This window comes from Porphyromonas crevioricanis (assembly GCF_900476255.1).
Taxonomy (GTDB): Bacteria; Bacteroidota; Bacteroidia; order Bacteroidales; family Porphyromonadaceae; genus Porphyromonas; species Porphyromonas crevioricanis.
On sequence record NZ_LS483447.1, the window covers coordinates 1,332,524 to 1,353,584 of the forward strand.

A 21,061-nucleotide genomic window follows, 5' to 3' on the forward strand; every position below is an offset into this window, starting at 1 on the left:
TTACCATACGTTCCTTCGTTCTTGCTTTCTTTGTTGGGCTTTGAGTTTCTCTGTACTAAGGGAAACAAGTGTCATTGGATCTCTCCCGATGTTTTGCAGGTAGTTCTTCAGAAGTTCGGCACTCACTGCTCCATACTTTTGGAGTAGGGTATTATGCCCTTACTCAATTTTTTCCCGAAAGCTTTGCAAGCGTTGATTGTCTTCTTGTTTGTTGTTTTCCCTAATCATTGGGGAGAGGTGCTTTCCCCAGTGGTTATCACTACGTTCGCTCCGTCTATGGTGTACGGCAAAGGATTACCGTTGTTCTATTTGCTTTGGTCTTGTTCTTATTAATTATAGAGTAGACCTTTTGAAGGTCCTGCACATAGTCTTTTCGTGTGCTATATGAATGGCAATAACTTTTTCTCTCAAAGCACCTAAGCTTTCGATAAACTATACTAAAGGCGTTTTATTTCATCGTTGGTAGTGTTGCCCTTGTACTTCTTGCCACTGATGAGGTTTGACAACTTGTAGGAGACATATATCGTGAATGTGCGTGTCTGATAGTTTCGGCTATAATCCATGGTGATGTGTTCGCCATCATACGCCCGTTTGCCGTGTAGCGTGGAGAAAATATCTGCACATTCGAGATAGATATTTAGGCGGTCTGAGAGCAGAGACAAGTTGAGAGCGACATCGAGATTCCACGCTCGAGGTATTTTGAACAAACCATTTTCGCTTGCGCTACGATAAGCACCATTGACAAAACATTGGACATGATTGCCGGGACTAATGGTGTTGTCGACTTTTAGCATATATCCATCGCCTCGCTCTCTTGTGAATCCTGCGACATGCATCCATTGTGTTTGGTAGTCCATTCGCAGCGCACATTTCCAAAAGTCGCCCCAGTTGATTCGTTGACTGATAGACAACGAGAGATATTTGTTTACACCGTGGTTGTCCGGTCTATAAAGCATGATATTGTCGGCATAAAGCGTGGGTACCTGTATGATTTGGTCCACGACTGCTGTATAATTGATCATCAGAGAACTCTTCATATACCTATTCAAGAGCGATAATTCATGTCGTGTCTCTGGACGCAAGTCGGGATTACCTCCTTCGTATAGATAGGGCGAACTGTAATTAAGACCTGCTCGCAGCTGATTGTATGCTGGATACTCCGTCTTCATAGAATAGGACAACTGCGACTGAAAAGCCTTTTTGCTCATCGATATGGAAGCAGAGGGATATAGTCGAGAGCGAGAGAAGAGCTTGCGAGCACCCAGCTGTGCTTCGTCCTTTCGTTTGATGGACAATGCCTCGTGTCGAAGCCCCACCACAAAAGATAAGGGTTGGAGGGCATATTGCACTGTAGCGTAACTGGCATAGCGATGCTGATAAGTCCTTATATCAAATGGGCTTAGTGTAGCATGACTGCCACCGACTTGATACGTTTGTGAAACGGATGTATAAGCGTAGTCTGCACCGAATTGGACATTTATGCGATCCGAGACTTTATAGCTCGCTACGGCTTGGGAATAGGTGAGGAAGTTGCTACCCTCCGAATGCGTATTGACATTTGGCTCTACCGTATGATCCGAACTCATAGAAGTCATAACGTTGGAATTGTTTCCTCGATAGAGATCAGTATTGAAGAGTAGGTCCCAACGCTTGTCGGAGTAGTTGTAAAACAGGTTTCCCGTCCACTTATGACTTGGACTCTTAGAGTTAGATTTTTGCTCAAACTCTATGTTGCTCACTGCATCTGTATAGTGCAATCCATTGACGATATCTGTCTTCCAATGCGCATGACTGTATGTGAGTGAGACACCCAAACTATTGCTCTTGTTGGGAGAATAGACCAAGCTATTGCGGAGAAACAGATTCCTATAGAGTTGCTCCTCCGTACTATTGTACTTCACGGACGAAGATTGGTTTTTCGTCATCAACTGCACTATATCGAGCTGGGCACGTGTAGGGTCATAGTCATATGCGAGCGAAGACTGCCAGCTGAGCGTAGGTGTGTTGTACGAGAACTTACCCCTATTCCAATACTCTGTGCATTCGCTATGGATCACACTACTTGCGATCTCTGCACCTATTCCGGCTTTCTTCCCTTTTGTGCGGATCTTGATCACAGCCCTGACGTCTGCATCATAGAAAGCCCCTGGATTGGGCAATACATCGACCGAGAGCACGTCTTCCATTTTGAGCTCTTTTAGTTCTTGTAGGTCTTCGAGCTTTCGATTGTCGATATAGACTACAGCTGCACCTCTGCCGACTACAGTAAACCCACTACCAGACTTTTCGACAAAAGGTAGTTGCGCAAGGTAATGTGTGATGTTGGGTAATGCTTTTTGTAGCCTTGTAGGCGAGAACTTGATACCATCATTTGTGATTCTGCTTGAGCTTTGTCCCGTTACCGTGACCTCTTCCAGTTCTAAGGGGATCTCCTTCATCTTTATGAGTAGTGGAGAAGAAAAAGGAGCTTGTAAGACCTTCCTCTCAAATCCGATATACTGCACCCTGATGATGCGTATCTCTTTTTCGGCAGAGACATAAAACTCTCCGAGATGATTGGTGATAATAGTCTCAATAGGTGCTGCACTTTCTGACACAAGCAATTCGATATAGGCTCCTACTAGGGCATCCCCCTTGTCATCTATCACCTTTCCCAAAAGTGAGAAAGCAGACTGAGCGCAACACCAATGCACCGTGCCCAATAACATCACAACTGTGATAAGGACTTTATTGCATGATATAGTCATAATAGTTTTTTAACGAGAGTTCAACGTAACAAAACGGTGGATAAAACCACCTCACCAACTGTATTTACTACCTAATATTGCCGGTGTTATAATTGAAAAAGAAGCGAATTCATTTTGATTTATTATTTGATATTCAAAATGAGATATGAAAAGAACTGCTTTATTTTATGAAGACAAATATAGTTGATGTTCCTGAATCGTAGATGATTTCTCCAAGCTTTTTGATGAAACAATCAGGAAAAGAACTTCAATGAGGCAGGCAAAAATGCAGGAATAGAAAGTTTAAGATGTCGTACAGTTAGGTCGTGATGGAGCTCATGCAGATCGCTTCAAGAGTAGTTGTGTTTGGCTCAAAATGCTCTGTTGCGATGTGCTCTATGCATGATGTAACCCATCTAATGATGCTTGAAGCCTTTTGCATGGGTTCCAAAATGGCAAGTAGAACTTATTACTTTATTGATTTGCAGAGTAAGGTGATCTTGAAGACATTGGGAATAAGGGCACAAGAAATACTTTATTATCGTATATGGCCGAGCCTGAATATTGAATGAAGATAACGCTTCGAAAGTCATGTTATGCAACAGCCCTCGATATAAATTCTTAGGTCTCCTCTTTTATAGGCACCTAGGATTATATGTATATTTATATATTTCTGTGCTGTTTTGTTTCCTTTTTACTGCAGTTTTTCTTCTCGAATTAGGGCTATTTGACCGTGTTTTTCCACTCTTTTTTGAGGCCTATGGGAGGCGTTTTTTGCTGACACGGGAGAAAATAAATTCTCACAGGAGAGAATTTTCGCTAACACAGGAGAGAGCAAAAATTTGGCATGGAGAAAAAATACCCCCTCCAGAACGCTCTATTCATAGGCATCTCAGGAGGTGATCATAAAGGCCTCAAGGAGGGGGGATTCTCTTGTTTTCAGAACCTTTTTTCCTGTTTTCCCAGTTTTCTCTGCAAGCGAAATTTTACAAAACATATCAGAATCTCTTTGCCGTATACTGGATGTTTGTTTGCTTCATGTAGATCATAGGGCATCCACGTGAATGATTCTTTTCGTGAGGTCTCAGAAATGAGGCCTTTTCATTGGATGATTTTCTTTGTTGTGACATCGTTTTGTGACATTGATTACAGTATGGACAAAATCCAGATGAGAAGCTATGACAGAGAAAAAATAAGGAGTTTCTATTTGTTTGGGTACTAAACGGAAGATATTTGTTGCAATGTTGTGTGATTTTCACTCAAACGAAAAGAGAATATCGCTATTGTTAATAGCCTTTACTATAATATGTTATGGTTATATAGGAAGTTCTTTTGATCGGATTCTTTGTGCATGTTGTTTCTGTTGCAGGGGAATAAATATCAGATTTCCTCATTCTATACTATTGTAAGTTTCGAAAATCCTTGTACCTTTGCGCTGTGTTTCCGAGAGGTGCTCCTCGAATTGAGAGTGCGGACGTAGACGCAGACGACCACAATTAGGGCCTATAGCTCAGCTGGTTTAGAGCATCTGCCTTACAAGCAGAGGGTCATAGGTTCGAATCCTATTGGGCCCACCCGCGGTTGTCTATTGCTGTCCTTCTACGGAACAATTGGGGCCTATAGCTCAGCTGGTTTAGAGCATCTGCCTTACAAGCAGAGGGTCATAGGTTCGAATCCTATTGGGCCCACTTAAGAAAATGAAATTGTAAAGCCATGAACCCTAACTAGGTTCGTGGTTTTTTTATAATCATTGAGGAAATGAGACTGAAATATGGCTCCTATGAATCTGTACTCACCATCCACAGATTTTATTTTTCTCTTTTCATAATCTTTTTTGTGGGCAACGCCGAACAAAAGATGAACTTCTGTTGTTTCTTGCCCAGTGAGAGTTGTCGTTTCTCTACTCACTGCAAATCGTGACAGTTGAGGTAGAAAGGGCACCAATTAGTATCGGTAACAAACCGGAGTATTGGAGTATACTCCTCTTATTTTTAGAAATCCTATGAAAAAGTTAGCATTGATCATTATCACACTGAGTTCCCACTTGCTTGTTTCTTATCTTTATGCACAAGACACTACCAAGAATTGGACTGTTTCCGGAATTACGGGCTTGAATCTTTCGCAAACCTCCCTCACTAATTGGGCTGCCGGGGGGGACAATACTGTTGCCGGTAATGTGTATCTCAACATAGGAGCTAAGTATGAAAAAGGACGTTTTAGCTGGAATAACACACTTAACACAGATTTTGGGATGAACTATACCCAAGCCAATGATTGGGTAAAGACCGTAGACAAATTCGAGCTAAGTACAATGGCTGGTTACAAAGCTACGGAGCAATGGTTGGTGTCGGGTATGGCTTCCTTTTTGACACAGTATGCCAAGGGGTACAAGAAACCCTCCGATCCCAAGGAAAACTATATCTCCAACTTCTTTGCTCCTGCCTACCTCAATTTGGGGCTTGGAGCAGAGTATCGTCCACATAAAGTTGTATCCATATTTATGTCTCCCCTTACCGGTAAATTGACTATCGTGGATGATAAGAGACTTTCTGATGCTGGGGCCTTTGGAGTGAAGAAGGGCGAGAAGCTTTTTGCTGAGCTTGGAGCTTCTACTGTGGTTTTAGCCAACTTTTCTCCTATGAAAAATATCAATGTAGTGACCAAACTAAGCCTTTTTTCAGCTTACACCCACGACTTCGGAAATATTGATGTCAATTGGGATTTGGCTGTTGCAGCGAAGATCAATAAGTTTTTGTCGGCTACAGTTACCACGAACCTTATCTATGACGATGATGTAAAGATGATTGATAGCAACGGGGTAGTAACTGGAGCCAAGGTGCAGTTTAAGGAAATTGTAGGATTGGGTCTGGCTTATAACTTCTGATTTTGCCGGAAAAATATAACTCAAAGAGGGTGTTGCAGAAAAAGCAACACCCTCTTTTTTTTGTGCCATATTTGAATTTCGGAATGCCAAAGAGTCTATACAATAGTCTCTGAGGTAATAGACCCAACTTACCCCTATTGGGGGGAAAGAGTTTTAGCGAAACTTGTCGTAGAAATGCTCCCCTTTCTTTTTCCCCTTGCTGTTCCTTCCTTTAGCCTTTGTATCACTGTGTCTGCTGCTCCGTTTATTTCCACTCGATCGGTCTTTATACCTACTATTTCTGCGTGTGGATGCCCTGCGGGAGTGTTGCTCATCTTTTGAGAAAGGCTTGGCATATTCTACTCGTATCAGGCGACCATTCACCTCGTAGTCGTTCATCATGGATATTACCTTGTCGGCAATATCTTCCTCAACCTCGAAATATGCTTGACGTGACAGTAAGTCGATTTTGCCAATTTTGATGCGAGGGCCGGGGCAACAGCGGTTGATCAGCTCTATCAGCTTGTCTGGGAATAGCTGATCTGCCTTACCGAAGTTAATCATGAGTCGGCTCATCCCTTCCTCGGCTTGTGCATTTCGTTTGTTGCGGCGCGTTTCGTTTGTTTCAGTTTTTATACGCCCTTTTTCATCAGCCTCGTCTATCGTTGGGGCCGAGCGATAATACTCCAGCATCCGACGGAACTCCAGACTTACAATACGTTTGACTAAGTCCTGCTTGTCTATCCATTCCAATTTGCGCATAATACCGGGTAGAAGATCTTCAATGGCGGAGTTCTCTTCCGGTACTTCTCGCTCTATTTTGTCGGCCAGGTGGTAGATCTGCTTTTCACAGACAGCTTTTCCGTCAGGCAGGTAAGCTCTTTCGAAGGATTGCCCTATGCGCTGCTCTATTCCCTTTATTTTTGACTTTTCACGACTGTGACACAATGCAATGGACAGGCCTGTGCGACCAGCTCTGGCAGTACGTCCCGACCGGTGTGTATAGACCTCTATTTCGTCCGGTAGTCCGTAGTGGATGATGTGGGTGAGGTTGTCTACATCCAATCCTCTGGCTGCCACATCTGTTGCCACAAGCAGTCGAATGTGTCCTATCCTGAATTTCTGCATTACATAGTCTCGTTGGGCTTGACTAAGTTCTCCATGCAGAGAGTCGGCATTGTAGCCATCCTGTATCAGTTTGTCTGCTATTTCTTGGGTTTCTGCCCTTGTGCGGCAGAATACGATGCCATAAACATTAGGGTAGAAATCCACTACACGTTTCAGGGCTGGGTATTTATGCTTGGCGGCTACCAAATAGTATTGATGTTTGATATTGGTATTCGCCATATTTCGGGAGCCAATGACGATCTCTTTCGGATCGTGCATATATGATCGTGCTATCGCATTTATTTCTTTCGGCATTGTCGCTGAGAATAGCAGCATATGCCTTTCTTCCGGCACGTGGCTTAATATCTCGTTGAGACTCTCGGTGAAGCCCATGTTTAGCATTTCATCAGCTTCATCAAGTACCACTGTATTGGTATTTTCCAGTGAGACGGCTTTCCTGTTGATCAGGTCTACTAATCTCCCCGGGGTGGCGACAAGTACCGAGACGCCATTCCGCAGAGAGCGAATCTGAGCCTCGATAGAAGCTCCGCCATATACGGGCACAATCTGTATTTGATCAAGGAGCTTGGAGTAGGAGATCAGGTCGTCGGCAATTTGCAAACATAGTTCTCGTGTAGGGCTGAGTATGAGAGCCGCAGGTTTCTTTGCTTCCGGTTTCCGGTTTGTGTTTACTATTTTCTGGATCAGAGGTAAGCCGAAAGCAGCTGTCTTACCTGTGCCGGTCTGTGCTAAGGCAATTAGATCTATGTCATCACCCAATAAGTAGGGTATTACAGCCTCTTGTACAGGCATGGGATGCTCGAAGCCTATTTCTGTTATGGCTTCTATCAAGGGATCGATGATCCCTAATTCTTGGAATGTATTCAAAATGAATTAGTTTTTTGTTGTTGCGATGGCAGCTTTCCACAGCTTGGTCGCACAAGGTGAAATATAGCAGCGTATACCGAATTTGCAGGCTTGTCGGAGAAAGTCGGATTAGTTGCTCAAAATATTTTGTCTAAGACGAGCCTGATCTTCCGGGCCGAAGCCAAGCTCTTGGGTGAGGTAGTTGGATATGCTGCCATATCGGGATCGGATGAGCTCCATTACTTCCAGCATAAGATCATCGTGAGCCGTAATCAAAAAAGTGAAGGCCTCTTGCTGTTCCTCATTCATTTGTGCAACAAGGTTTTTCCAGCGGCTAGTTTTTTTGATCTTGTGATTAGGCTCTGTGTAGAGCTCTACGATAGCTTGGTCTGATACACCGCAAGTGCTCAAGATGAGCATACCCAGATAGGACAGCCCCCCCAGTGGGTAAGGTGAGCAGAATAGTATCGGGTACATATCCGGATCGGATGCCAGAAAGAGAGCTTGCCGTATTTGCTCATTGTTGTGATCTACATAGGAGAGCAGGATTTGCCTGACCGTAAGTCGCATTTCCTCATTTGTGTAAGGTTCGCTGACCAGACGTTGCAGTAAGCTATCCAGATGAAAGGAGTCATTGCAGGGTAGGTGGATTGTGGCGTCTCGTGTTTCTACTTCGGGTTTTTCCTTTTCGTTGCACAATGCAATGATGGAGTGTAACCCCATCGAATTGATTTTTTGCATATCCAAAGGGCTGAAATCCTCGAAATTTTGGGAGAAATATATAACCCCCCAGCGAGTATTTTCTCCATCGGTATTAGTCACTCCTCCTATATCCCACAGAGATTGCAGACTGTCAAGTAACACTCTGCGAGGCCCCACTACATACTTAATACCGGGGTCAAGAAAATCCAGTTGGAAAAATTTGGGGCTGAAATTGTCTTTTGTGACACAGGTAGCCGATCCGGAATTTGCTTCGACTTCAAACACTTGACTTGTGGATTGGCTCTCCGGTCTGTCTAATACCGATATGCGCACTTTGCCTCTTATGTCCGGGTCTGTTTCCCAGCAAATCTGATAGTTGCCTATTTCTGTTCGCTCGCACATGGCTGCTACTCTGTAGGCTTTTTTGCCGGATGCACAGCCGAGGAGGAGTAGTAGACATATGGCAATACCTATGGGAGGCAAAGTATGCGAAAGAGATGTACAAGTCATGGACGAAACTATCTTGTGCTCAGATCTCTACTTTTCGAGCCAAGGTATCCTCCGTGATGACGCATGGCATAATCTGCATATCCGAAGTTGATAGCCTGCATAGTACGCACCACCAGTACGTCACCGATTACAGTCATCACCGTGGTACTTGTAGTCGGAGTCAAACCCAGAGGACAGACTTCTGCCGGATTGCCGGTGGAGAGACAGACATTGACCATTTGGGCTAGCTCACAGTCCGTATTTCCGGTGATGAGCAACATAGGGATGCCTTTGACCAACCCTTTTGCCAACTCGACCAACTCCAGAACTTCTCTGGTGCGTCCGGAATTGCTGACCAACAGAAGGATGTCATTTTCTCGTATAATTCCCAAATCTCCGTGTTGAGCTTCGCTGGGATGTAGAAAATATGCAGGAGTACCGGTAGAGCAAAACGTTGTAGCCATATTGGCTGCTATTTGTCCGGCTTTTCCCATACCGGAGGTGATAAGACGTCCTCCTCGGCTGTGTACCTGCTCGATAATCATGGCCACGGCCTTGTCGTAGTCGTTGCTTTGGGGTATCCGGCTTATTGCATCGGCTTCATGCCGCAACATCTCCTCTACACTGTAGTGCTTTACTTCTTCTGCCATTATCTGTTGATCCGTAACAATCTCGGCTGCAAAAGTATTTATTAAATTTGATGTCTCATTCATATTTGTAGATAATGTCTTATCATATACGCACGCTGGGTTGTGGCCTTCGCCTGGCTTTTATGCCCGAAGACGAGAAAGTTACGTACATGGGGTTCGCAGTGAGAGCTGGCACAAGGAATGAAAATATAGCCTCTTATGGTATGGCCCACTTGGTTGAGCATATGCTCTTCAAAGGGACTAAAAGCCGGAGCAGTACCCATATCATACAGCGAGCCGAAGAAGTCGGAGCAGAATTGAATGCCTATACGACCAAAGAGGAGACTTTTATCTACGCAGCTCTTCCTTGCGACTACTGGCAGCGTATCTTTCTGCTGTTGGCCGATGTTGTACTCAACAGTCGTTTCCCCTCGGAAGAGCTCATCAAAGAAAAGACTGTAATCATAGATGAAATCAATTCGTACCGGGATAGTCCCTCCGAGTTGATTTATGACGAATTTGAAAATATCCTTTTCGCCGGCACGCCTTTGGGGCATAGTATTTTGGGTAACGAACGTTCCGTGAAGCGAATTTCTGCAACCATGGGGCGTCGTTTTATGGACGAATACTATCGTCCATCGAATATGCTGTTTTTTATCAAAGGTCAAGTAGACGAGGAGCGTCTGGTGGAGTTGGCCGAACAAGTCTTCGGCTGTTTCCCGAACGAGTTACCACTTATCAGCAAGCCGGATGTGTCACAAAAGCCTCCGGTAGTCAAGCAAATCCGAACAAGGCGGAATACCTACCAAGAGCATGTACTCATGGGGAGCTCTACATTCTCCATGCATAGCGAGAAGAGGATACCGCTTGGTCTTCTGCTTAACATTCTGGGAGGGCCGGGAATGAATTCTCGTCTGAATATGGCTTTGAGAGAGAAAAAAGGGTGGGTGTACAATGTAGAAGCCTCCTACAATGCCTATTCCGATGCTGGTATGTACAGTATCTACTTTGCTTCGGCCCGGGAGAATGTGCAAAAGGCAATGAGATCCATAGAAGAAGAGATGCTCAAACTGGTAGAGCAACAACTTCCCGAGCGAGATTTGTTTGCTGCCAAAAGACAAGTGAAAGGGCAACTTCTTATCGCCGAAGATTCGAGAGAGAGCGTGGCCCTAAATTTTGCCAAGAGCCTCTTGCATTATGATCGCTATGATGATATGCAGACCGTTCTTTCTCGCATAGATGCCATTACTGCCGAGCAAATACAGCAAATAGCAGCCGAGACTTTGCGCCCTGAACTAATGACAAGGCTTATCTATTGCTAAAAGAGCCAATCCGGATTGACTTTTTATCAATATTACAGCAGGATTGTAGCAATGTTATGCAGTAGTCACATTGGGAAATAGGATGAAAGGAGTGAGCTTCCGACAAGGGGTTTTTCGATATCGACAATAATGTCGTGAGGACTGTTGGGGACTGTATTGTTCGTAGTCCCATTGTGGGCCTGTTGCTTTCTGTGGCAGGCCCTATTTGTTTGCTTGCGGATGAACGCTGAAACTACATGTCTGATACTACGATCTCCGACAAAATCGCAAACGTCTGTCGGTGAGCTTTTGCGCAAATAAATTCGGTATCTTTGGGCTGTAACATTAGAATTAGTAACGAGTACATTTAGTAGAAATGACAACGAAAGAGTACATCAAACAGAACGAGGAGCGCTTCCTCAACGATTTATTCGAGCTTATACGTATCCCTTCGATCAGTGCCAAACAAGAACACAAGGCTGATATGCAGCGTACAGCCGAGCATTGGCGTGATCACCTGCTCAAGATAGGTGCAACCAAAGCCGAAGTCATGCCCACTATCGGAAATCCGGTGGTCTATGCCGAACGAATCATAGATCCTCAAGCCAAAACTGTGTTGGTATATGGTCACTACGATGTGATGCCTGTCGAACCTCTTGAGCTCTGGAAGTCCGAACCTTTTGAGCCGGAAATACGTGATGGACACATCTGGGCACGTGGAGCTGATGACGACAAGGGGCAGTCCATGATACAGGCCAAGGGCTTCGAGACGGCTCTTGCCTTGGGCTATGTAAACTGCAATGTGAAATTTATTCTCGAAGGAGAGGAAGAGATCGGCTCCGGCTCTCTGTATCCTTTCTTGGAGCAAAATAAAGAATTGCTCAAAGCTGACTTTATACTTGTTTCCGATACCTCCATGCTGGCTGCAGACATTCCGTCCATGACCAGCGGTCTGCGAGGTCTTGCTTATTGGGAAATAGAAGTTACAGGTCCCAATAGGGATCTACACTCGGGTATCTATGGCGGAGCCGTAGGTAATCCGATCAATGAGCTTTGCAACATTATTTCCAAGATAATAGATGAAAATGGGCATATCACCATACCGGGTTTCTACGATGATGTGGTGCCTCTGAGCGAAGAGGAGCGTCGTATGATAGCACAGGTTCCTTACAACGAAAAGGAATACTGTGATGCTATCGGTGTGGATGCTGTGACCGGAGAAAAGGGGTATGTAACCCTGGAGCGCAATAGCTGTCGCCCCTGCTTCGATGTCTGTGGTATATGGGGAGGATATACCGGAGAAGGAGCTAAAACGGTTCTCCCATCCAAGGCTTTCGCCAAGGTCAGCTGCAGATTAGTGGCTAATCAGGATCACGAGAAAGTTGCCAAACAACTGGTAGACTATATCGCTACATTGGCTCCGAAGCACGTAAAAGTAGAGGTTCGCCCACATCACGGAGGGCAGGCTTATCTCTGTCCTATTGATATGCCCGCCTATCGCACGGCTTCCGATGCCATAGAAATTGCGTTTGGGAAACGTCCTTTGGCTGTGCGCAGTGGAGGTAGTATCCCTATTATTGCTGGGTTTGAACGTATACTCGGCTTGAAGTCTATTCTCATGGGCTTTGGTCTTGGCTCCAATGCCATTCATTCGCCCAACGAAAATATGCCGCTTGATATGTGGTATAAGGGGATAGAGGCAGTGGCTGAGTTTTATAGACTGTTTAAGTGATTGTTCTACGGAGACCGAGGTCGAAATGAAAGAACAAGCAAATAAAATCCTGATACAAGGGGCAATCCTCGATGGGCAGGCTACAGACTTGCTCATTGAGGATAACCGGATTAGTCGCATTGCTCCCAAGATAGAGTCGGGAGTCGATATGCGGCTCATCGATGGCAGCCACAAAGCCATTGTGCCCGGTATGTATAACTGCCATACTCATTCGGCTATGACCTATTTCAGAGGTTATGGAGATGATCTCAATCTAATGGATTGGCTTGAGGGGTATATCTGGCCGGTAGAGGCGCACTTGACTCCGGAGGATGTGTATTGGGGCTCCAAGCTGGCTTGCCTGGAGATGATCAGGAGTGGTACGGCGGCTTTTCTCGATATGTACACCTTCCCGTTGTCTACTGCTCAAGCTGTCGAAGACATGGGGCTACGAGCAGTGTTGAGCTACACTCTCTTCGATAGGGATGATCCCGAACGAGCGGCTTTGGATAGGGAGCAGAGCTATGTCTATCTGGAGAAATTCAAGGCCTTTTCGGATCGTATCACATTCTCTATCGGGCCTCATGCTATCTACACGGTGAGTGGGCCGCAATTGCAGTTTTGCCACCGGTTTGCCGAGGAGAATGATGTCTTGATACACTTGCATCTTTCTGAAACGGAGGGTGAATGCCGAGATGCCATGGAGAAGTATGGCCTTAGCCCTGTTCGCTATCTGCACAAGTTGGGAGTACTCAGTCCTCATTTGGTTTTGGCTCACGCTGTGTGGGTGGACGAGGAGGAAATGGATCTATTGGCCAAATATGGATGTAAGGTGGTGCACAACCCCGCTTCCAACCTCAAATTAGCTTCGGGCTACCAATTTCGCTATGAGGAAATGCGTCGGCGAGGCATCCTGATTGGTTTGGGTACCGATGGAACCTCCAGCTCCAACAATTTGGATATGTACAGAGCCATGCACTTGGCAGCTCTCATGGGCAAAGCTTGGAGGAAGGATCCTACAGCAGTAACTGCCCGGGATATCTATCGCACAGCAACAGCCGATGGTGCAGCTATTATGGGTATTGATGCCGGAGTGATAGCTGAAGGAAAACTGGCAGATCTATGTCTGGTAGACCTCAAAAAACCCGAAATGGTACCTTGTCACAACCTTGTATCAAATCTTGTTTATTCGGCCTCCGGCTCTGCCGTCGTCGACACGACAATTGTAGATGGTCGGATTTTGATGTTGCATGGCAAGATAGAAGGAGAAGATGAGATTATAGATAAGGCGGCTGAGGTTGCCTATAAGCTGATTGCAAAAGCCCGGCAAGCAAAATAAGCCATGGCTATGCTAATGAATTGATAACAACACTAAAACCAATACCTCAAAGATTATGCAAGAACAGAATTATCACGAGGCGGCGACTTACATAGCTTCCCGCTTGCCTCAGAAAGCACAAATAGCAATTATATTGGGCAGCGGGTTGGGTGAACTCGGAGAGGCGATAAGCAATAAGACTGTGATCCCTTACGGAGAGATTCCTCATTTCGCCAAATCTACGGCTGTCGGCCACAAGGGCAATTTGATTTGTGGTGAGTTGGGCGGTGTGCCTGTGATAGCCATGCAGGGACGTTTTCACTACTACGAAGGTTATCCGATGGAGATGGTTACTTTCCCTGTGAGAGTGATGAAGTTGTTGGGAGTAAAGACCTTATTTGTGTCAAACGCTGCCGGAGGGGTGAATACCTCTTTCAAGGTTGGTGATTTGATGATCATTACCGATCACATCAACAATATGCCTAATCCCCTTGTCGGGCTGAACATGGAAACTTTTGGGGTGCGTTTCCCCGACATGACTCGGGCTTACGACCGAGAGTATGTGGCAAAAGCGAAAGAGATAGCCAAGGAGCTGAAGCTCGAACTCAAAGAAGGTGTCTACGTCGGCCTTACGGGACCTTCCTACGAAACACCAGCCGAATATAAGTTCTGGGGATCTGTCGGTGGCGATGCTATTGGTATGAGTACTGTACCTGAAGTGATTGTAGCTCGCCATGCTGGACTTCGTGTGTTCGGTATGAGTGTGATCACGAATGAAGGCTATCATTTTGCCGATGATTTTGTGAATGATGCCGATGATGTGATCCGTGCGGCTAAAGCTGCCGGTGAACGCATGGAGAAGCTCTTTATAGAGTTGGTAAAGCGCATTTGATTTGTCGTATTTCCCTCTGAAAAAGGAGGGTAAGATAGGAGATACCATTGTACCGGTTCTAAAAAGACTGTTTCAATAGCTCCAAGGTCAAGGTAATGATATTGGGGTCGTCTGCTTTAAGAGTGGGCGACCCCATTTTTTGTCTGTATAGTAGCCTTGAGTTATGGTCCACCAGTCGCTATTGAAGTTGATGTATTTTGTAAAAAATACACTTGCGGTAAAAACCGAAAAATAGGGGGAAAAGAGCCTCCTTATAGGATAGGCCAATACAACTGCTTTTTGACTGCTTTGTGCACCTGCCAGAATGCCGATGAATAGGGCGTTCTGGAAGGGCCGAATTTCTCTCCTGAGAGAATTTTTGCTAACACAGGAGAAAAAAATAATTTCCTCAGGAGATAATTTTCGTTCTCTCCCGTGTTAGCAAAAAACGACTCCCCTCGACATCAAAAAAAAGAGGGAAAATAGGGGGAAAATAGCCCTGATTTAGGGCAAAATGCAAATAACGGAAGATAACAATACAATTGTCAAATAAACAGAATAGAGCAATTCCCAGTTGAGAAAGTTTCTTCAATTTAGAATCAAGCCTTGTCGGACTTTTTCTCCATTCATTAAGGCAGATTGTCATATTGCACAGTTCTTGGTGCCTACTTGTCCGAGAATCCTTGGATTGTTGTCAAAATAAGGAGTTTCATATGGTTGGTATGTTATTTGTATAGAATTCAAGTAAGAAAACCCAAAATACATAGTAATGAGCAATAAAAAACACAGTCGGACAGAAGCCGGAAAAGCCCCGGAAATGCCGACCGAAGAAGTACAGGATACAGCGCAACCGGATACAGACAAAGAGGCAACTGCCGAGATCCCCGAGGAGGATGAGCTGACAAAGCTCAATCGGGAATTGAACTCTCTTCGAGATGACCATTTGAGGCTGATGGCTGAGTTTGACAATTATCGCAAGCGTACCCTGAAAGAAAAAAGTGAACTGATACGCAACGGAGGGGAGCGTACCCTTCGAGATCTACTTCCCGTAGTGGATGATATGGAGCGTGCCATATCCAACCTGCCGGAAGAGGAGCGCAAGACACCTTTCGCAGAGGGTGTGGAGTTGATCTACAAGAAGATGACCGACTTTCTTACAGCCCAGGGTGTGAAACCCATAGAGACTGTGGGAGAGGTGTTTGATGATGAAAAGCATGAGGCAGTGGCTATGATACCCGCTCCCAGCCCCGAAGAGGCAGGCAAAGTGATAGACTGTACACGCAAGGGCTACACCTTGAATGATAAGGTGCTTCGTTTTGCTGCAGTGGTTGTAGGCCAATGATTTACTTTCGGAGGATTTGTATAGATGGCAAGTAAAAGAGATTATTACGAAGTCCTCGGGGTGGCCAAGAATGCCACAGAAGAGGAGCTGAAAAAGGCATATCGTAAGCTGGCAATCAAATACCACCCGGATAAGAATCCGGGGGACAAAGAAGCCGAAGAGAAATTCAAGGAAGCAGCCGAAGCTTATAGCGTATTGAGCGATGCGCAAAAGAGAAGTCGCTATGACCAATTTGGCCATGCAGGTGTAGGCGGAGCTTCCGGTGCCGGAGGTTTTGGTGGACAGGGAATGTCTATGGAAGACATTTTCAGTATGTTCGGCGACCTTTTCGGTTCCGGTGGGTTTGGTAGTTTTGGTGGTTTTAGTTCGGGCTTTTCATCCGGCAGAGGATCTGCTCGTCCGGTCTCCAAGGGGTCGGACTTAAGAGTACGTATCAAGCTGTCTTTGGCTGATATAAGCAAAGGAGTGGACAAAACCATTGCACTGAACAAATATGTCCCTTGTAAGGAATGTTCCGGCGTAGGCTGTAAGGAAAGCAAAGACAAGCACACTTGTCAGACCTGTCATGGGTCGGGCGTTGTGTCCTCTGTACAGGATACCATATTCGGCAGAATGCAAAGCTCCACGACCTGTCGTACCTGTGGAGGAGTGGGCGAAGTAATCGAAAACCCTTGTTCCCACTGTGGAGGCTCCGGAATTGTGCGAGACAAGGAGTCTATAGATATTCACATTCCGGCCGGAGTGATCGGAGGAATGCAGATCTCTCTCTCCGGAAAGGGGAATGCAGCCCCCCGTGGTGGTATCAATGGCGACTTGTTGGTTGTTGTTGAGGAGCTGCCGGATGAGAATCTTATCCGCAATGGCAACGACTTGATATATAATTTGCTCGTTTCCGTTCCTTTAGCTGCTAAGGGAGGGGAAGTTGTGGTGCCTACATTGGATGGGAAAGTCAAGCTGCGTATAGAGCCGGGTACACAACCGGGCAAGGTGTTGCGTTTGCGTGGCAAAGGCATTTCTGTTTATGGCTCTCGATATGGCAAGGGAGATTTGTTGGTTCATGTAAATGTCCATATCCCTCATTCGCTCAGCTCCGAAGACAAGAAGTTGCTTGATCAATTGGAGAGATCGGAGCATTTCATTCCTTCCGAGAGCGACAGGAAAAATATTGATAATGACTACCGCAGGCGGATGATGGACTAATAATATTTGCCATAGGCTTGCATATTCGTTATAATCATTTATTTTTGTGCTGTCCTTCGGAGTGACATTCTTTATGTTTGTTTCTTCGTGATAAAGAGTAGTAATTAACTAAAGAACAGGTACCTTATGTATTGGACTCTGGAATTGGCATCTAAGTTGGAGGATGCACCCTGGCCTGCAAGTAAAGATGAACTTATTGACTATGCACAACGCTCTGGTGCTCCGCTTGAGGTGATCGAGAACCTGCAAGAGATAGAAGATGAAGGGGATATCTACGAGTCTATCGAAGATATTTGGCCTGATTATCCCAGCAAGGAAGATTTCTTTTTTGACGAAGATGAGTACTAATCTCTGTTTTTGATTACATACTAAATCGGAGATCGGAAGCGTTGTAAAAAGACAAGGGACGGCAGAGGTGAGCTGCGTATTGTGCCTCACGTGTGCCGTCCTTTTGTTGTTTGTATGGGGAAGATCATTCGTTTGTGCCTTTGCTTTTTCGGGGGGCTTATACTCCGGGGTGCTGCTTTCAGCCTGTCGGCACAGTCCGATTTGTCGCTCTCTCAGTACAGTCATGCCATGGGGTATTACAACCCTGCCCAATCCGGCCGTAGTGGAGAGGTCAAGCTGACAGCTTTGCACAACAGGCAATGGGAGGGAATGCCCGGGGCATCAAAGAGTTTTGTATTGATGGCGGATGCGCCTATACCTATTTGGGGGCAGCAACACGGAGCCGGTATCGTGCTAACCAATGAGACAATAGGGCTTTTTACACAGACGGAGCTTGCCGGGCAGTTTGCCTTTCGGCAACGTCTCAAATCCGGATTTTTGAGTATCGGCGTAGAAGGGTGTTTTTACAACAGTAGTTTCGATGGCACAAAAGTAAAACTCCCCGAAGGCGAAGGGAGCGGAGGCAATGACCCTGCTATCCCTCTGACCAAGGTGGGTGGAAAAACATTTGACTTGCGTGCCGGGCTCATGTATATACACCCTAAGTGGTATGTCGGTGTGGCTGCCAGACATATTTTGAACCCACAGCTGAAGTATGATCTCAATCATTACATAAGATTAGTACCTTCGTACAACTTACTTGCGGGATACAATATAAAGCCCGTGGGTTCGTTATTGGCTTGGTACCCTTCGGTCTTTGCGCTTACTGATGGGTATTCATATCGGGTGGACGTGAATATGGGGATGAGTTATGCAGACAAGTTCTATGCCTCCCTGATGTATCGTCCGATGGCAGCTGCAGGTCTCTCGTTCGGTATGCGTTTGGGGAGTGTGTTTGCTACCTATGCTTTTGAGATGCCGACCTCTTCTTTGGCGCATCGCAATTGGGGGAGCCACGAACTACTTTTGACATATAGCTTTCCGCTATCGCAAACCAAGAAGGGGGATGTCCGATACAAAAGCGTGCGTTTGCTTTAGGAAAATCCAGGCCCGGTTTTTTGAATTGAGGTGTAGATATATTATTAAGACAGTATAGATGAAGATATCGAAGTTGATATATGCGACGGTTTGCTCGGTGACTTTGGGAGTTGTCGGGTCTTTCTTGTCCTGTGCCTCCGGTCGTTCTTCGGTTGGAGGTGAGCTTACCGGAGCTCGGCTCAGCAGTTGGAATGAGCCTCAACCCTACGGTATGATACAGATACCTAGAGGTACGATTGTGTTGGGCTCCAAAGATTCTACTGACTCGATTTGGGGAAGCCCTTCCATCACCAGAGCGATTTCGGTGGATGCTTTTTGGATGGATCGCACGGAGATTACCAATGCGCAGTATCGCCAGTTTGTGTACTATGTGCGAGATTCTATAATCAGAGAGCGATTGGCCGACCCTGCCTATGCCGGTCTTTCCGAGTTTAAGATCACGGAGGATCGGTATGGAGATCCTGTGACTCCACATTTGGATTGGTCTAAACCTATCCCCTCTGGCAAAAGAGCTTCCGAGAGCGAGTTGGAGGCAATCAATAGCGTGTACTATACCAATCCGGTGACCCGAGAGCGCAAATTGGATGCCAACCAGATGCTCTATCGATACGAAGTCTATGACTATCGCTCTGCGGCTCTTCGCAAACATCAGTTGGATGCTGCAAAGAGAAACCTTAACACCGATATTAAACCCAATTTGGACGAACAGGTGCTTGTTTCCAAGGATACAGCCTACATAGATGACGCCGGAAAAGTAATATCGGAAACTATTACACGCCCCTTGTCCAGTGAATATGATTTCCTGAATACCTATATCGTGCCGATCTATCCCGATGAGACTTGCTGGATAAATGACTTTCCCAATGCTCAGAACGATACATATATGAAGCTCTATTTCAACCACCCGGGTTATGACGACTATCCGGTTGTAGGGATCAGTTGGGAGCAGGCTTTGGCTTTCTGTGCTTGGCGTTCGGCATCTTTCCGTCAAGGGTTGGATTTGCCTGCCGGGCAGGTTATCGAGGACTTCCGTTTGCCTACAGAGGCCGAGTGGGAGTATGCTGCTCGCACAGGAAACAGCAATAATAAGTACCCTTGGAGTACCGATGATCTGAGGAGTGGCAAAGGTTGTTTCCTGGGCAACTTTAAGCCGGGCGAAGGAGACTATACTTCGGATGGACATTTGATTACCTCTCGTGTGGGATCTTACTCGCCGAATGATTTCGGACTCTACGATATGGCAGGTAATGTGGCTGAATGGACCAGCTCGGTGTTTACCGAGAGTGGTTTGATGCAGTTTAACGACATCAACCCTGAGCTTTCTTATACAGCCGATCTGCAAGATCCCTACATCTTGAAGCGGAAAGTGGTACGTGGCGGTTCATGGAAAGATGTAGCACGATTTATCCGTAGTACTACACGTAGCAGTGAATATCAGAACGTGCCCCGCTCCTATATCGGTTTTAGATGTGTGCGCACGACTGTAGCTTTCAAATAAACGAACAATAAGACTCTACCGTCATGGGAAAGAAATATAGACGATACAGAAATAGATTGGAGCTCTTTTTGGCTAGTAGAAAGGGTAGGCGTGTACTCAACTTTTTCTACAGCTGGGGAGCTGCGGTTGTGATTATCGGGGCATTGTTTAAGCTCCTGCATTTGCCATTCGGCAATCAAATGCTGTTTGTTGGGATGATGACCGAGTTTTTCGTTTTCTTCATCTCTGCTTTCGAGAAACCGGCAAATGAATATCATTGGGAGAATCTGTTCCCTCAGTTGGATTCGGATAACCCTATGGATAAGGAAGAAATGGAGGCTCGCAAGGAGTACTTTCAGGAAAAAGCCCGGCAGGCGGCTCAGAGTGGAGATGGGATACAGGGCTTCCCCTTCCCCTACACGGCTCCTCTTGCAGGGGCACCCGTGGTCAACACAGCTTCTGTAACTTCTGCTACTTCTCCGTCTGCAGCAGGAGTGCCACAATCTCCCTTGTCCGACATCTTGCCCGAAGATCAACTTGCCAAATTGAAAGACGGAATAGAGAAGTTGGCATTGGCTTCCGAACAACTTGCGCGTATAGGGCAGATGTCCGAAGGAATGGTGCAGACCTATGAGCAATTACAAGGAATGACCGAGGCCTCTGCAGGCTATCAGAAGGAAATGGAAAATCTCGGGCGTAACATTGCTGGTCTGAATACCATATATGAGATACAACTCAAGGGTATCAGCTCTCAGATAGACACGATAGAGCACATCAACCGAGGCTTGCAGCATATTCGGGATATGTACGATGGTACGGTGATTGATAGCTCTCACTTCCGTACCGAGAATGAGCGCATGGCAGCGCAGCTTACCAAACTCAATGAAGTGTATGCTCGTCTGCTATCCGCTCTTACGGTGAATATGAATGTTCCCAATATGGGTGCTGGAGCCCCAAAGCAATCCGAATCGTGATATACGAATCTTGGGTCGTGTTGCTTCTAATGTTTAGAACTTGGATATAACCTATTAAA

General features: G+C 45.8%; 15 protein-coding genes and 2 tRNA genes. 13 read left to right on the plus strand and 4 right to left on the minus strand.

The window, feature by feature from the left end; all coding sequences use genetic code 11:
- Positions 1-437: 437 nt before the first annotated feature.
- Complete coding sequence (locus tag DQN70_RS05835; protein ID WP_023939391.1) at positions 438-2,747, minus strand: outer membrane beta-barrel protein; 2,310 nt, start codon at positions 2,745-2,747, stop codon at positions 438-440.
- A gap of 1,478 nt (positions 2,748-4,225) precedes the next feature.
- On the opposite strand from DQN70_RS05835, the gene DQN70_RS05850 reads away from it, so the two are divergent.
- The 3 genes from DQN70_RS05850 (at position 4,226) to DQN70_RS05860 (ending at position 5,610) form a co-directional block, all read left to right on the plus strand.
- Positions 4,226-4,300: transfer RNA gene (locus tag DQN70_RS05850), tRNA-Val, on the plus strand.
- 39 nt (positions 4,301-4,339) lie between these two features.
- Positions 4,340-4,414 (plus strand) — tRNA-Val (locus DQN70_RS05855).
- A gap of 314 nt (positions 4,415-4,728) precedes the next feature.
- Positions 4,729-5,610 carry a DUF3078 domain-containing protein gene (locus DQN70_RS05860; protein ID WP_036887591.1) on the plus strand — a complete coding sequence of 294 codons (882 nt, stop codon included), beginning with the start codon at positions 4,729-4,731 and terminating at the stop codon, positions 5,608-5,610.
- Positions 5,611-5,763: 153 nt separating this feature from the next.
- Here the strand turns inward: DQN70_RS05860 and DQN70_RS05865 are convergent, their stop codons facing one another.
- The 3 genes from DQN70_RS05865 to DQN70_RS05875 form a co-directional block, all read right to left on the minus strand.
- The gene (locus DQN70_RS05865) at positions 5,764-7,584 is read right to left on the minus strand and encodes a DEAD/DEAH box helicase (protein ID WP_023938890.1); all 1,821 of its coding nucleotides are present in this window, start codon (positions 7,582-7,584) and stop codon (positions 5,764-5,766) included.
- 108 nt (positions 7,585-7,692) lie between these two features.
- A complete protein-coding gene (locus tag DQN70_RS05870; protein ID WP_023938892.1) occupies positions 7,693-8,775 on the minus strand; it encodes a tyrosine-protein phosphatase in 1,083 nt (360 codons plus the stop codon).
- Positions 8,776-8,783: 8 nt separating this feature from the next.
- Positions 8,784-9,404 (minus strand): SIS domain-containing protein, encoded by a 621-nt coding sequence (locus tag DQN70_RS05875; protein ID WP_036887729.1) that lies wholly within the window; start codon positions 9,402-9,404, stop codon positions 8,784-8,786.
- Between the two features lie 74 nt (positions 9,405-9,478).
- On the opposite strand from DQN70_RS05875, the gene DQN70_RS05880 reads away from it, so the two are divergent.
- The 10 genes from DQN70_RS05880 (at position 9,479) to porL (ending at position 21,002) form a co-directional block, all read left to right on the plus strand.
- Entirely contained in the window at positions 9,479-10,705 is a 1,227-nt protein-coding gene (locus tag DQN70_RS05880; protein WP_023939388.1) for a M16 family metallopeptidase, read from the plus strand.
- Positions 10,706-11,060: 355 nt separating this feature from the next.
- Entirely contained in the window at positions 11,061-12,416 is a 1,356-nt protein-coding gene (locus DQN70_RS05885) for a dipeptidase (RefSeq protein ID WP_023938899.1), read from the plus strand.
- A 25-nt stretch (positions 12,417-12,441) separates the two neighbouring features.
- Entirely contained in the window at positions 12,442-13,734 is a 1,293-nt protein-coding gene (locus DQN70_RS05890) for an amidohydrolase family protein (protein WP_023939387.1), read from the plus strand.
- A gap of 55 nt (positions 13,735-13,789) precedes the next feature.
- Positions 13,790-14,605: a purine nucleoside phosphorylase I, inosine and guanosine-specific gene (locus DQN70_RS05895; RefSeq protein WP_023939386.1), complete on the plus strand. Its 816-nt coding sequence runs from the start codon at positions 13,790-13,792 to the stop codon at positions 14,603-14,605.
- 748 nt (positions 14,606-15,353) lie between these two features.
- A complete protein-coding gene (locus DQN70_RS05900; RefSeq protein ID WP_023938906.1) occupies positions 15,354-15,926 on the plus strand; it encodes a nucleotide exchange factor GrpE in 573 nt (190 codons plus the stop codon).
- 24 nt (positions 15,927-15,950) lie between these two features.
- Entirely contained in the window at positions 15,951-17,126 is a 1,176-nt protein-coding gene (dnaJ, locus tag DQN70_RS05905) for a molecular chaperone DnaJ (protein ID WP_023938907.1), read from the plus strand.
- Positions 17,127-17,252: 126 nt separating this feature from the next.
- Positions 17,253-17,474: a DUF2795 domain-containing protein gene (locus DQN70_RS05910; RefSeq protein WP_023938908.1), complete on the plus strand. Its 222-nt coding sequence runs from the start codon at positions 17,253-17,255 to the stop codon at positions 17,472-17,474.
- A 114-nt stretch (positions 17,475-17,588) separates the two neighbouring features.
- Positions 17,589-18,551, plus strand: a complete 963-nt coding sequence (locus DQN70_RS05915) for a PorP/SprF family type IX secretion system membrane protein (protein ID WP_023938909.1) — start codon at positions 17,589-17,591, stop codon at positions 18,549-18,551.
- Positions 18,552-18,609: 58 nt separating this feature from the next.
- Positions 18,610-20,049: a T9SS ring complex lipoprotein PorK/GldK gene (porK, locus tag DQN70_RS05920; protein ID WP_023938910.1), complete on the plus strand. Its 1,440-nt coding sequence runs from the start codon at positions 18,610-18,612 to the stop codon at positions 20,047-20,049.
- A 23-nt stretch (positions 20,050-20,072) separates the two neighbouring features.
- A complete protein-coding gene (porL, locus tag DQN70_RS05925; RefSeq protein ID WP_042120671.1) occupies positions 20,073-21,002 on the plus strand; it encodes a type IX secretion system motor protein PorL/GldL in 930 nt (309 codons plus the stop codon).
- Positions 21,003-21,061: the final 59 nt, after the last annotated feature.

Bases quoted from the DNA above. Each gene is read 5' to 3' on its own strand.
- DQN70_RS05860 (WP_036887591.1), top strand. From the start codon at position 4,729: ATGAAAAAGTTAGCATTGATCATTATCACACTGAGTTCCCACTTGCTT.
- DQN70_RS05870 (WP_023938892.1), bottom strand. From the start codon at position 8,775: ATGACTTGTACATCTCTTTCGCATACTTTGCCTCCCATAGGTATTGCC.
- DQN70_RS05915 (WP_023938909.1), top strand. From the start codon at position 17,589: ATGGGGAAGATCATTCGTTTGTGCCTTTGCTTTTTCGGGGGGCTTATA.
- dnaJ (WP_023938907.1), top strand. From the start codon at position 15,951: ATGGCAAGTAAAAGAGATTATTACGAAGTCCTCGGGGTGGCCAAGAAT.
- DQN70_RS05885 (WP_023938899.1), top strand. From the start codon at position 11,061: ATGACAACGAAAGAGTACATCAAACAGAACGAGGAGCGCTTCCTCAAC.
- DQN70_RS05835 (WP_023939391.1), bottom strand. From the start codon at position 2,747: ATGACTATATCATGCAATAAAGTCCTTATCACAGTTGTGATGTTATTG.
- porL (WP_042120671.1), top strand. From the start codon at position 20,073: ATGGGAAAGAAATATAGACGATACAGAAATAGATTGGAGCTCTTTTTG.
- DQN70_RS05900 (WP_023938906.1), top strand. From the start codon at position 15,354: ATGAGCAATAAAAAACACAGTCGGACAGAAGCCGGAAAAGCCCCGGAA.
- porK (WP_023938910.1), top strand. From the start codon at position 18,610: ATGAAGATATCGAAGTTGATATATGCGACGGTTTGCTCGGTGACTTTG.
- DQN70_RS05880 (WP_023939388.1), top strand. From the start codon at position 9,479: ATGTCTTATCATATACGCACGCTGGGTTGTGGCCTTCGCCTGGCTTTT.
- DQN70_RS05895 (WP_023939386.1), top strand. From the start codon at position 13,790: ATGCAAGAACAGAATTATCACGAGGCGGCGACTTACATAGCTTCCCGC.
- DQN70_RS05910 (WP_023938908.1), top strand. From the start codon at position 17,253: ATGTATTGGACTCTGGAATTGGCATCTAAGTTGGAGGATGCACCCTGG.
- DQN70_RS05890 (WP_023939387.1), top strand. From the start codon at position 12,442: ATGAAAGAACAAGCAAATAAAATCCTGATACAAGGGGCAATCCTCGAT.
- DQN70_RS05875 (WP_036887729.1), bottom strand. From the start codon at position 9,404: ATGGCAGAAGAAGTAAAGCACTACAGTGTAGAGGAGATGTTGCGGCAT.